Consider the following 12,646-nt stretch of genomic DNA (forward strand, 5'->3'; position numbering starts at 1 on the left):
AAGGTGACCGTTGGCGGCATGGATGCCGCCGTCGAGCCTATAGGGATATATTTACGGCGAGTCACTGGAATGCGGGTGATTAATGATTTGCACAACTTGACTCACAAAGGTATAAGCAGAAAATAATATAGAGGACAGGCGTCCTCTATCAAAGCAACCTAATTAAAACTCTAACCTAATCTGGTTTAAACACGCCGATTACAGCGCCGGTGGCTTTTTCTGTGACCTTCTCATCGGTTTGCTGTTCACGGTAATCACACTCTGTGCATTCAACAGTTTCGATGCCGTTTTCTTTGTAGAGTAAAATGCTGTCTTTGGCGCTGCATTTTGGGCACTTAGCACCGGCTACGAAACGCTTTTTGATTTTAGTGTTTGTCATAATAGATAAAGGACCAGATAGCAGGGCCAAGGGACTCGGCCGAAGAAATTGCCGCTATTTTGCCACACTGATGATTGAATACCAGTGTTACCTGAAAGTATGAGGCCTTAGGTCGATGTGATGCGATTCGCTTAAGATCGTCCTGAAAAGTCGAATAATTGTCCGAGTTATCGGGGAAGTCTGTGGTTTGATACGGGGTTGTACGCTATTATCTGTGCCCTGACGAATTCACGTTCTAACCAAGTTGTAGTCAATGATCAGCATCAACCAAGCGCAATTAATCCGTGGCAGCAAAACCCTGCTAGATGAGACCTCTCTGACGATTTATCCCGGCCATAAGGTCGGTTTAGTCGGTGCTAACGGCACAGGCAAATCTTCACTGCTCGCATTAATTTTAGGTCACTTAAGCCTAGATAAAGGTGAATTTAGTCTGCCTTCTGGCTGGCAAATTGCCACTGTGGCCCAAGAAACCCCTGCGCTCGACGTCTCGGCACTGGAATATGTGATCGATGGCGATAGCGAATATCGCCAATTAGAAGCCCTATTACACCAGGCCCAAGAAGAGAACGACGGCAATGCCATCGCACTCTTACACGGCAAAATCGACGCTATCGGTGGTTATGCAATTCATTCGCGCGCGGGTTCATTGTTAGCGGGTCTGGGCTTTAGTGAAGCCGAGCAAAGCAATCCAGTGAAAAGCTTTTCGGGTGGTTGGCGTATGCGCCTCAACTTAGCCCAAGCGCTACTGTGCCGCTCTGACTTATTGCTCCTCGACGAGCCGACCAACCACTTAGACTTAGATACCATGTACTGGCTCGAAGGTTGGATTAAGTCCTATCAAGGCACGCTGATTTTAATCAGCCATGATAGGGACTTTATCGATGAAATCGTTGATGAAATCGTCCACGTTGAAAATCAAAAACTCAATTTCTACAAAGGCAATTACAGTGCCTTCGAACGTATTCGCGCCGAACGTATGTCGCAGCAACAGGTTGCCTTTGAACGCCAACAAAAAGAACGTGCACATATGCAGTCCTTCGTTGACCGTTTCCGTTACAAGGCAAGTAAAGCCAAACAAGCGCAGAGCCGCTTAAAGGCATTAGAGCGCATGACTGAGTTGTTGCCGTCTCAAGCCGATAGCCCCTTTTATATGGAGTTTCGTGCTCCTGAAGCCCTACCCAATCCGCTGATTAAGATGGAGCAAGTCGCAATAGGCTATGGCGACAAGCCAATCCTGAGCAAAGTGCATTTAAACTTAGTACCAGGTGCGCGTATTGGTTTGCTTGGCCGTAACGGCGCAGGTAAATCGACATTAATCAAACTGTTATCGGGCCAATTATCGCCAATGACAGGTTTGTATGAACCTAATCCTGGCGTCAATATCGGTTACTTTGCCCAGCATCAAATCGAATTTTTACGCCTCGACGATACGCCTATGCAGCATTTAGTGCGTCTTGCGCCCAATGCCCGCGAACAAGAGTTGCGTAACTTCTTAGGCGGTTTTGGTTTTAATGGCGATATGGCGCTCTCACCTGTACGCCCCTTTTCTGGCGGCGAGAAAGCCCGTTTAGTGTTAGCGCTATTAGTTTGGCAACGCCCTAACCTATTGCTGCTCGATGAACCCACTAACCATTTAGACTTAGAGATGCGCCACGCCCTAACCATGGCATTGCAAACCTTTGAAGGTGCGATGGTTGTTGTCTCGCATGATAGGCATTTACTGCGTTTAACCTGTAGCGATTATTATCTGGTGGATCAAGGTGAAGTGCGTGCTTTTGATGGCGACTTAGACGATTATCACCAATGGTTGCTCGATGCGGCGAAAGCCAACGCGAATCAAAACAGCACCAGCGACGAGATCAAACCTGCCGCCGATAAAAAGCAGCAAAAACGCCTCGAGGCCGAAATCCGCCAAAAGGTATCGCCGCTCAAGCGCAAACAAACTAAGTTAGAAACCGAACAGCAAAAGCTGAGCGAACGCCTCGCCGAGCTAGAACACTTGCTGGCCGATAGCGAATTGTATGATCAAGATAACAAAGCCAAGCTAACCTCGGTACTAACCGAACGAACGAGCTTGACGCAAACCTTAGAAGACAGTGAAATGCAATGGCTCGAGTTGCAAGAAGAGATAGATGCAATGGAGCAAGAGGTCATGGAGCAACAATAACTCCAGCGTTCTTTTACATAAAAGTCAGTAGCAGCAATACAAGGAAATAGTATGGCGGTTTTAACTCAGTTCGACAGTCAACTCTGGCAATGGTGTGATATGAGCTATGCGCAAAACAAAGCGCTCTGTCTCGAATTGCAAAATAGCTGTCAAGTGAACGTCAATCTACTGCTACTGGCACAATATTTAGATATCACTATGGATGTGTCTGGGCCGCAGCAATACAGCACGGACCAATGGCAATCGCTGATGAGCGCTGTGGGTGAATGGGATGAAAGATTTCTCATGCCCTACCGCAAATTACGTAAACTCGCTAAGTCCAGCCTAAATGAGCAAGAGTATCAGCAGATGCTCGCCGTTGAGCTAATGATGGAACGTAAAGCGCAGCGAACCATCTTGAATAAACTCAATGAACTCAGCCCAAGCGGCCAAGCGACAAATCTCGTGAGCTACTTAAGCCTGTTTGGACTCAGTGACATTGACGCCAACGAAATCGGCTTAATCGCCCCCTGATCTAATCCAAACAAATCACGTTAAATCAAGCACCGCAAAGTTAGCTCGATCAAATCAACCCAGTGATCATCAAATCGCTAACGGCTGCGGCCTTGTGGATAGCGTTGACAGTTATCCTCAATCACCAACCAGTTCAGCTGGCTCTCAGTGTAAATATGGTACTTAGGCTGAACTTGGTTAGCATCGTCCAGACTCGCTATGCTCAAGGTCGAGTAATCGGGATAGGCATACACACTCCCATTTCCGACCAGCCGCAGACTTTATCGAGTAGTGCTCCATCAAGTAGCACTTCATCTCGATAAAATAAACCGCTGCGATTTACCTTGTCGAAATTAAGCCACTACAAAAGAAAGTTAACTAAGCATCGATTTCTTGCTGTAACTTTTCCAGCTCATCCAAAATATGTAGAAATTTTTGGCCAAACTCAGTCACTTGATACTCGACACGCGGCGGCAGCTCGTTATAAATGACCTTATCTAAGATGCCAAATTCAATGTTCTTTTTTAAACATTGATTCAATACCTTAGTTGAAAGTCCCTCAACGCAGCGCACCATTTCCCCCGGTCTTTGTACCCCACTGGCCAACAGCTGATAAACCGTTAATGACCACTTACAGCCATAAATCGTCTCGACCATACGCGCAGAACGCTCAGGGGGCGATTTGCGTGAAATAATTTTTTCATTGCTATTCATAAAGATGTACCAAAAAGTACCTGCCTTACCTATTTGTACTTACTGTTCAGACAGTTATTGAGTTCTTAAGATTACCACCTTGATAATACTTAGGAGTAGAAAATGCAATTTAATACCTCAAATCTCGCCATTATTGTCGGTGGTAGCAGCGGCATAGGTTTCGAAACGGCGAAACAATTAGCCGAACAAGGCGTATCAGTGCTCATCGTCGGCAATCAGCAAGATAAACTCACCGCAGCCGTCGCTGCAATCAAACATGCCCATCCAGCAGCCGAGTTACGCGTCGACGGTTTTCAAGCCAACCTTTACCAAGCTGCGGATGTTAATCGATTGACCGCACACATCAGCCAGCTTGAGCAAAAAGTCGGCTACCTCGTCAATGCAGCGGGTTATTTTAATCCCAAATCTTTTATCGACCACTCAGAGGCTGATTACGATCTCTACATGGCGTTAAATAAAGCCCTGTTCAGGATCACCCAAGCCGTGACCCACAAGATGATCGATGCGGGCGGCGGTAGTATAGTGAACATAGGTTCTATGTGGGCAAAACAAGCGGTTAAAGCCACGCCGTCATCGGCCTATTCCATGGCCAAAGCCGGATTACACGCATTAACCCAGCATTTAGCGATGGAACTGGCGGATAAGCATATTCGCGTCAACGCGGTTTCACCCGCCGTGGTCAATACGCCCATCTATAACGCTTTTATCCCAGAGGCAGAGCTAGACCAAGTGATTGAAAGCTTCAACACTTTTCACCCAATCGGTCGAGTCGGTACGCCGACAGATGTGGCAAACAGCATTTGTTTTCTTTTATCTGACGACGCCAGCTGGGTGACCGGCGCGATTTGGGATGTTGATGGCGGCGTGATGGCTGGACGCAACTAATATTGCAGACAAAGCGAGTATGCTAATACACAGCTAACATCGCAGAGCGCAGTAAGACGCAACGAACACAGTAAACAATCATAATTCTAAGTTAAGGTTAAATAATGTCTAACACTATGCTCAATATGAACTTTAGCGAACGTGTCGTTATTGATACACAGCAGCAACCCTGGCTGCCAAGCCCTGCTCAAGGCGTTTGGCGCAAACCACTCGAGCGGGAGGCTAAAGAGTCTGGACACACCAGCAGCATAGTGAAATACGACGCGGGGTCGCAGTTTGCGACTCACAAGCATCCGCTAGGCGAGGAAATTTTTGTACTCGAAGGGGTATTTTCCGATGAAAACGGCGATTACCCAGCAGGCAGTTATCTTCGCCATCCACCAGGGAGCCAACACGCGCCGTTTAGCCACGAAGGCTGCGTTATTTTAGTCAAACTCAATCAATTCGATCCGCGAGATCTTGATGTGGTCAAGATGAACACTCTGCAGACAGAGTGGTTACAAGGCATAGGCGGCTTACAAGTGATGCCGCTACACGAATTCGAGCATGAACATACTGCGCTAGTGAAATGGCCTAAGGGTGAAACCTTTCAACCCCATCGGCATTTTGGCGGCGAAGAAATATTAGTGTTATCGGGCAAGTTTCAAGATGAGCAAGGGGAATATCCGCGCCACACTTGGATACGCAGTCCGCACATGAGCGGCCATTATCCTTTTGTCGAAGAGGAAACCATTATCTTAGTGAAAACAGGTCATTTGCCTGTTAGCGCGATTCAGCCCTAAGCCACAGCGAGCATAGTCTTAGGCAACGTAGGTTTCTACAAGCATAAATTACGTCTGCATAAGTTGCTGCGGCATACGTTTCAGCAACTTAATCTGCTGCTGAGTTCTCTGCAACTCAGCATCAGAATCATTGGCTAAGGTAACATCACCCTTTGCCGTCGGTGAGTTTTTGCGCGAGTGCGGTGGCATTACGTGCCGTGATGCCATAAATCGACAGCTGCGGGTTAGCGCCAAGGCTGGTCGGAAAGATAGAACCGTCCATTACAGACAAGTTTTCTAAATAGTGCGACTGACCATAACTGTTTACCATAGAAAGCTTTTCATCTTCGCCGAAGGGACAACCGCCCATCACATGCGCCGATGCAACGATAGTGCGCAGTGGCGCGAGTGACATCTGCGCAATGCTTTCTTTGGCGTCTTTCCACGAAGATAAGTAAGGCATACCATCACTGATCGGTAAGACTTTTAAGGCGCCCGCCGAGAATTGTAACTCCGCCATACTGGCAAAAGCGCGTCTCGCGGCCCGCCAAAAAGCATCGGTCAAGGGATAATCTAAGGTAAATCCCTTAGGCGTTAAGTGGACTTCACCGCCCTGACTGTCGGGATGATAACCATCGCGGATTAAGGCAATAGTCACTTGCAACTGATTGAACTGCGCCATCAACTCGGCATGACTCGCGCCATATCCTAAAGTTTTAGAGGCGATTAAAATCGGGTGCACTGGCGGCACTTCGAGTTTATAGCCCAGCTCACCATCGGCGTCATTCTTCCACACAAATTCATCGGAATAGATAGATTGCGGCGCGCCGCTATGGCCATTTATCGAATCGGCAAACACGCCACCGGATAACAAAGTCGGATGTAAAAAAGTGCGTTTACCCAAAAGCTTGTGGGGATCTGGCACCTGCGAGCGTATCAAAATCGTCGGCGTATGGATAGCGCCCGCACTCAAAATATAATGTTTGGCCTTAAATAACAGCTCAACGTCAGTGGGTCGTAAATTCACATCTAGCGCCTGCGCCTTTAACGCAAAGACTTGACCATTATGGTGCTCAATTTTAGTCACTTTAGCGCGACTGATCAGCTGCGCGCCTTTCTCAAGTGCCGAGGGAATGGTGGTGACTAACATAGATTGCTTCGCATTGACCGGACAACCCATGCCGCAATAGCCAGTATTCCAACAGCCCGCCACATTGCGTTTAATCACTGTGTATTCCCAGCCAAGATTGATACAACCTTGCTTCAGGGCGGCATTATTACGGTTAGGCTCATAGTTCCATTCATGAATGTTGAGCCGCTGCTCCATCTGCTCGAACCAAGGGTCTAAGCTCTCGCGATTAAGCCCAGCAACCGACTTATGTTGCGCCCAAAAAGCTAGCGCCTCGGTCGGTGTGCGAATAGAAGTGGTCCAGTTAACTGTGGTTGAGCCACCGACTGCGCGGCCTTGAAAAATCCCAATCGCCTTGTCGGCGGTTTTCATCGCCGCAGCTTGTTGATACAAGTTGGGGTAAGCGACTCGCTCTTCCATATTAAAATCGCTGGAGGATTTTAGCGGTCCCGCCTCAATCATGATCACGCTTAGCCCAGCTTGAGTAAGGATTTCGGCCGCCACACCGCCGCCAGCACCTGTACCGACAATAATCACATCGGCTTCAAACTGCTGGTTTGCTTGCAATTGGCTCGCATCAGTGTGCAACCAACCAGAGTTTAAACCATTCACTATAGGATCTATGATTGCCAACTTGAGTGCTCCACTGTCGCGGGTAAGATGCTTATTATTGGGCGTTTGATTCGGTTACAAACGGGCGAGCTAGTTGAACAGTTCAGGTTTGGCATAATGCAGGCGACTCCAGTGTTCAGGGCAAGCGTAGTAACTGGCCATCACTAATTCCCGCAACCCGAGATAAGCCGTTTGTAATAGCGCAAAATAACTGTGGCGCCAGGTTTCTAGCATGTCGGTTAACTCGGCGGGAGAGCGCATCAATAACGGTGTCATACTTGAGGTCAGTACGAGTAAGCCGAGGCGATTTTCGAGCATATCGAGCAGTTCAAATAACTCGGTCTGCTGCTCATCGGGCAACACAGTAATTGACTGTTTGATCGCATCTAAAGTGCGATTTTGCGCCGCGAGCTTGTGGGTTGCCACATCGGGTAAGGCCCCGTCGAGCATCACTGGTAAAAGCACGCTAAACAACAAGCGATAATCTTTGCCTTCGCTGTCCTCGGGCAAACTAAACTCAGGAGAATAAAGATTGACCCCTAAGGCTAACGCCGCCGTACCGGCAAACGCGCCCATCAAAAAGGTTCGTCGCTTCATCTCTATCTCCTAAATATCAATCTAAATATCAATCTAAATGTCGGCCTAAATATCAGCATAAAAAACAATTGTGCTACACTGCCCACGAGTTTATATCCAAGCGACCTCAAAATAAGAATTTCAGCATTTTGAAGTCGCTTGGATATAAATTAAACACACGTTTTAATTTTCAGCAATAGCCGATACCAAGATAAACACCCATGCCAAATTCCTTTATGCCGCCTTGGTGGGCCAAGAGTCCCCATGTACAAACGATTTTACCCGTATTCACTAAAGTGGCCAAACCAGCATTACAGCGGCAGCGCTTAGAGTTGCCCGATGGCGATTTTGTCGATTTAGATTGGCAGGATTTTCCGCAGTCTGGCAAACCGATCGTGGTGATCATCCACGGCTTAGAAGGAAGTGCTCAGTCCCATTATGCGCGGCGGATACTGCAAGCCTGTAAAGAACAGCAACTCGCAGCCGTCGTGCACCATCACAGAAGTTGCTCGGGTGAGGCCAATCGCCTCGCGCGCAGTTATCACAGTGGTGACACGGACGATTTACAGTTTAGTCTATCGACACTGAAAAGCGCGTATCCGCAATCGCCCTTATTAGCCGTAGGTTACAGCTTAGGCGGCAATGTGCTGACTAAGTATCAGGGCGAATATCAGGATGACAGTTTATTAGCTCGCGCAGTGGTTGTCTCGGCGCCGCTGCAATTGTCCGCCTGCGCAAAACGTTTAGAAAATGGTTTTTCGAAAGTATATCAAAGCTATTTAATCAAACAGTTGCAACAGAAAATCAGCCATAAGCTGAACGATCCCGACTTAGCCATCTCTATGCCGCTGAGCCAGTTGCAGGTCGACCGTTTAAATACCTTCTATGATTTTGACGATAAAGTCACAGCGCCATTGCACGGCTTTGACGGCGTCGACGATTACTATACGCGTGCCAGTGGTTTACCCTTTGTCAGCCGCATTACTAAACCGACGCTTATCATCCATGCCAAGGACGATCCCTTTATGACCGATGAAGTGATCCCCCAGCAAAACCAATTATCGGGTTATGTAGAATACGAACTGCATCCCTATGGCGGTCATGTTGGCTTTATCGAGGGCGGTACACCTTGGAAACCGCGCTTCTATCTTGAGCGACGGATTTTACACTTTTTACTCGGCGATCAAAGTGTTGACCCACTTAGCGTAGACCCTATCAACGGCGACAATATTCCCCAAGGAAGCACCGATGCTCATTCCCTATGAAACCCTGTTACAACTCCCGCAGGAAACGCTGGCCAATTTGATCCGCGAATATCTCTTCGGTCAAGTGGAGGATGGCAGCTTTGCCAGTCTCGATGAGCAGGAACTGGCGCAGGCGATAGTCCAATGTCAACAAGCACTTAAACAAGGTAAGCTGAAATTAGAGTACAGTGAAGACGATGAGTCCTTCGCGATACGCTCGACAGATCAAATAGCACAGCAGCAAGATTGACCAGTCCTACCTCTGTACCGTATAAATAGTACTCGCGTTTTTATCGCTTCCCCATAAGCGGCTCTTTTGGTTCCTAGCTAGGTAGAAAAAATGTCAGCAAAACATCCCATTATTGCAGTTACAGGCTCATCAGGCGCGGGAACGACCACGACTACCACCGCCTTTAGCCATATTTTTCGCCAATTAGGGATCAATGCTGCCTTTGTCGAAGGCGACAGCTTTCATCATTTTACCCGCGCCGAAATGGAAGTGATGATCCGCAAATCTCAAGCTGAAAACCGCAACCTCAGCTATTTTGGCCCAGAGGCCAATAACTTTGCCCGCTTGGAACAATGCTTTCGAGATTACAGCGCCACAGGCCAAGGCGAAACCCGCAGCTATTTACACACCTTCGATGAGGCAGTGCCTTTTAACCAGATGCCCGGCACTTTTACCCAATGGCGCCCGCTACCTGAAAATACCGACATACTCTACTACGAAGGCCTGCATGGCGGCGTGGTTACCGGGGATGCCAATGTCGCCCAGCATGTGGACTTGCTGATCGGCATGGTACCGATAGTCAACTTAGAATGGATCCAAAAAATTATCCGTGACACATCGGAGCGCGGCCACAGCCGTGAAAAAGTCATGGGCTCGATTGTGCGCAGTATGGATGACTATATTAAGCACATGACGCCACAGTTCTCCCGCACTCACATTAACTTTCAGCGAGTGCCAACGGTCGATACTTCTAACCCCTTTAGCGCCAAAGATATTCCGAGCTTAGACGAGAGCTTTGTAGTGATCCGCTTTCGCGGCATCAATAACGTCGACTTCCCCTATTACCTCAATATGATCCAAGGTTCATTTATGTCACGGGTCAACACCTTAGTCGTGCCCGGCGGTAAAATGTCGCTGGCGATGGAGCTTATCCTCACGCCTTTGATTAAAGATTTGATGGAAAAACGCCAGCAACTCAATACTCCAGAAGCGAACTAAACCCTAGCGGATTGGGGCGGGTTTGACTAAAGGCTAAGGAAATAAAGTCTTTTTTTTGCAATAGATTAAGTTTGATTTAAGCCATTAGCGCTAATCTTGTCGACATCGGGATTTCAGGCGAAAGAACGATAGTTGGCATACTCTTGGGAGTTAATTCCCCCATCTTGATCTGTTGATTCCCTCGAGTATGTCAGCAACCTCTTATGAACAGTTAATTCCACATCCATGCTTGACCTGTTGATTACCTTAAGTATGTCAGCAAACTTCTCTTAAACTCTAAATCTTCAGAGTTAATTCCACATCCATGCTTGATCTGTTGATTACCTTAAGTATGTCAGCAACCTTATCTTAAACTCTAAAGCTTCAGAGTTAATTCCGCATCCATGCTTGATCTGTTGATTCCCTCGGGTATGTCAGCAACCTCTTAATAAACAGTTAACTCCATACCTGTATTTGAGTCAGCCTGTATTTTAAACTGATTTTCTGCGTACGAGATTCTTGTACATCACCCTGCACTCTAAGGCTATGCCTCTAGGCGAGCAGTAGATCGATTCCTCTTCTAAACCTTCACCACCAAAACCACAGTGGCGATAGAAATCCACCGCATTCAAAGTCGATTCCAACCTCAGCTGAGCAATGCCCTGATTAAAAGCCATGGTTTCAATAAATTGCAGTAGCGCTTTACCGACCCCAAGCCCCATAGCATCGGGGGAAACAAACAGCGCCTCTATCTGGGCATAGGGTTCATCCAACATAGCAGTGCCAACCACAGTCTTAAGCGCCAACTCGTCAGAGGACAACTCTGCCACATAAAAATGTGCATCGACGATACGACTAAATTGCTCGGTCAGTTCGCCTTCGGTCCAAATAATCAGATCGCCCACATCATAAAATCCGGCGCAGCCTTTATTGATGGCTGCATTGCGGATATCCCAGCAGGCCTGAGCATCCGCTTTCGTTGCTTTTCGTATAGTTATCATCATGTTTACCGATTAAAAACGCTCAGCCATAACATGCCATGAAGCCGCTGAAACGCCAAGTAAACTATTGGCCTAATCTTTCAACCAATAAAAAACCGCCCGTAGGCGATTTTAATCCAGTCTGCAGAACCTTAATGGATCTTAGCTAACTTATCTGATTTAGTCTTAGCGCTAGGCTTAGCCTTTAATCAATTCACTAATAGTCAATACGCCGTGGGTCGTTGCACCCGCGCCCCACATAGCAGAAGCAGAATCTTCAAAGGCGCCCGCTAAATCAACGTGTAACCATTTAGCTTCGGGTGACACGAAACGCCATAAGAAACCGGCAGCATTAGAAGCCCCACCGGCACCGCCGCCTTTCATTGCGCGGCTGTTGGCTGTGTCAGCATAGGCTGATGGACACATTTCTTTGTGCCAAGGATCCAGCGGCAGCGGCCATACACGCTCGGCAACACTCGTGGCTTTTTGCTGGGCCAGTTGCAACACATCAGTCTGTGGCGAGAAAATCGCGTTGTAGTTAGAACCCACTGCCATCACTGCGGCGCCTGTAAGGGTCGCTGCATCGATAATAAAAGGTGCGCCTGTCGCAGAAGCAGCTTGCAGACCATCGGCCAACACTAAGCGCCCTTCCGCATCTGTGTTAACCACTTCAACTGTTACACCATTTTTGTAGGTCAGAATATCACCTAACTTATAAGCACGGCCACTGATCAAGTTTTCAGCACAACATAAGAAGAGCTTAACGCGTTTGTTTAGGCCAGATTTGATTGCTAAACCGAGCGCGGCAGTCACAGTCGCCGCGCCGCCCATGTCGCATTTCATACCTAACATACCTTCAGAGGCTTTGATGCTGTAACCGCCAGAATCAAAAGTTATCCCTTTACCCACAAGCGCCACAGACACAGGTGCATCGGCGGCTAATGGGTTGAAGTCTAACTCTAACATTGCTGGTGGACGCTCACTGCCGCGGCCCACTGCATGGATACCAATCCACTGTTCTTCCAGCAGCGCTTCGCCTTCGATAATCCGATAGCTCACTTTGTCACCGCCAACGTCAGCCAACCATTTCGCCGCTTGTTGGGCAAGCTTCACTGGTGATAGGTTTTCAGGCGTATCGTTGATCAGTTGACGGGCAAAAGTTGCCACATCGAGTCTGCGCTGCAATTCAGCTTGTACAGCTTCCTCACCACACCAATGGATTTGATAACCAGGTTTTGCCGTCGCGAAACCTTGGGCAAACCCCCACTGGCTATTGAGATCCCAAAACTGCCCAGCTAATTCCACACTGCTAATGCCTTGGCTGCGCAGTTTACGGGCCGCCATTTGAATTTGGCGTAGCTCATCGCCACCTGCTAAATGAATTTGCGCACCGTCGGCAGTATAAGTCACATCAGCCTTGCCCCAGTGGGCGGCTGGTGCTTCTTTGGTTAATTGCACTTTCATTAATTCTGTTACTTTTAGTTCACTCATTAGGGATCC

At 47.9% G+C, this 12,646-nt stretch carries 13 protein-coding genes and 1 pseudogene; 7 read left to right on the forward strand and 7 right to left on the reverse strand.

What is annotated here, in order from left to right:
- Positions 1-175: 175 nt before the first annotated feature.
- A complete protein-coding gene (locus tag K5Q99_RS02455; protein ID WP_012088350.1) occupies positions 176-379 on the reverse strand; it encodes a YheV family putative zinc ribbon protein in 204 nt (67 codons plus the stop codon).
- Positions 380-632: 253 nt separating this feature from the next.
- On the opposite strand from K5Q99_RS02455, the gene K5Q99_RS02460 reads away from it, so the two are divergent.
- On the forward strand, positions 633-2,546 hold the full coding sequence (locus K5Q99_RS02460; protein ID WP_220775933.1) for an ABC transporter ATP-binding protein: 1,914 nt from the start codon (positions 633-635) through the stop codon (positions 2,544-2,546).
- A gap of 51 nt (positions 2,547-2,597) precedes the next feature.
- On the forward strand, positions 2,598-3,059 hold the full coding sequence (locus K5Q99_RS02465) for a TIGR02444 family protein (RefSeq protein ID WP_220592090.1): 462 nt from the start codon (positions 2,598-2,600) through the stop codon (positions 3,057-3,059).
- Positions 3,060-3,136: 77 nt separating this feature from the next.
- Here K5Q99_RS02465 and K5Q99_RS02470 read toward each other — a convergent pair.
- Both K5Q99_RS02470 and K5Q99_RS02475 read right to left on the reverse strand, forming a co-directional pair.
- Positions 3,137-3,283: pseudogene (locus tag K5Q99_RS02470) on the reverse strand (GFA family protein); the annotation flags it as partial.
- Between the two features lie 133 nt (positions 3,284-3,416).
- Positions 3,417-3,752 (reverse strand): winged helix-turn-helix transcriptional regulator, encoded by a 336-nt coding sequence (locus tag K5Q99_RS02475; protein ID WP_220775934.1) that lies wholly within the window; start codon positions 3,750-3,752, stop codon positions 3,417-3,419.
- A 102-nt stretch (positions 3,753-3,854) separates the two neighbouring features.
- Here K5Q99_RS02475 and K5Q99_RS02480 point away from each other — a divergent pair, with 102 nt between their 5' ends.
- Both K5Q99_RS02480 and K5Q99_RS02485 read left to right on the forward strand, forming a co-directional pair.
- The gene (locus K5Q99_RS02480) at positions 3,855-4,637 is read left to right on the forward strand and encodes an SDR family NAD(P)-dependent oxidoreductase (RefSeq protein WP_220775935.1); all 783 of its coding nucleotides are present in this window, start codon (positions 3,855-3,857) and stop codon (positions 4,635-4,637) included.
- A 116-nt stretch (positions 4,638-4,753) separates the two neighbouring features.
- Entirely contained in the window at positions 4,754-5,419 is a 666-nt protein-coding gene (locus tag K5Q99_RS02485) for a cupin domain-containing protein (RefSeq protein WP_220775964.1), read from the forward strand.
- A 145-nt stretch (positions 5,420-5,564) separates the two neighbouring features.
- Here K5Q99_RS02485 and K5Q99_RS02490 read toward each other — a convergent pair whose 3' ends face one another.
- Complete coding sequence (locus K5Q99_RS02490) at positions 5,565-7,160, reverse strand: GMC family oxidoreductase (RefSeq protein WP_220775936.1); 1,596 nt, start codon at positions 7,158-7,160, stop codon at positions 5,565-5,567.
- A gap of 69 nt (positions 7,161-7,229) precedes the next feature.
- Complete coding sequence (locus tag K5Q99_RS02495) at positions 7,230-7,736, reverse strand: TAT leader-containing periplasmic protein (RefSeq protein WP_220592084.1); 507 nt, start codon at positions 7,734-7,736, stop codon at positions 7,230-7,232.
- A 200-nt stretch (positions 7,737-7,936) separates the two neighbouring features.
- Between K5Q99_RS02495 and K5Q99_RS02500 the strand changes: the two genes are divergently transcribed.
- The 3 genes from K5Q99_RS02500 to K5Q99_RS02510 all read left to right on the forward strand — a co-directional run bounded on the left by K5Q99_RS02500 (position 7,937) and on the right by K5Q99_RS02510 (position 10,187).
- Positions 7,937-8,980, forward strand: coding sequence for a hydrolase (locus tag K5Q99_RS02500; protein ID WP_012088344.1), 1,044 nt, complete (start codon positions 7,937-7,939; stop codon positions 8,978-8,980).
- Complete coding sequence (locus K5Q99_RS02505) at positions 8,964-9,209, forward strand: YheU family protein (RefSeq protein ID WP_220775937.1); 246 nt, start codon at positions 8,964-8,966, stop codon at positions 9,207-9,209. The genes K5Q99_RS02500 and K5Q99_RS02505 overlap by 17 nt, the downstream gene beginning before the upstream one ends.
- 90 nt (positions 9,210-9,299) lie before the next feature.
- Entirely contained in the window at positions 9,300-10,187 is an 888-nt protein-coding gene (locus K5Q99_RS02510) for a phosphoribulokinase (RefSeq protein WP_220775938.1), read from the forward strand.
- A gap of 470 nt (positions 10,188-10,657) precedes the next feature.
- On the opposite strand, the gene K5Q99_RS02515 is transcribed toward K5Q99_RS02510, so the two are convergent.
- Positions 10,658-11,167, reverse strand: coding sequence for a GNAT family N-acetyltransferase (locus K5Q99_RS02515; protein WP_220775939.1), 510 nt, complete (start codon positions 11,165-11,167; stop codon positions 10,658-10,660).
- A gap of 177 nt (positions 11,168-11,344) precedes the next feature.
- Entirely contained in the window at positions 11,345-12,637 is a 1,293-nt protein-coding gene (gene pepB / locus K5Q99_RS02520) for an aminopeptidase PepB (RefSeq protein ID WP_220775940.1), read from the reverse strand.
- Between the last annotated feature and the right edge of the window lie 9 nt (positions 12,638-12,646).

This window comes from Shewanella hafniensis, assembly GCF_019655335.1.
In the GTDB taxonomy this organism is placed as follows: domain Bacteria; phylum Pseudomonadota; class Gammaproteobacteria; order Enterobacterales; family Shewanellaceae; genus Shewanella; species Shewanella hafniensis.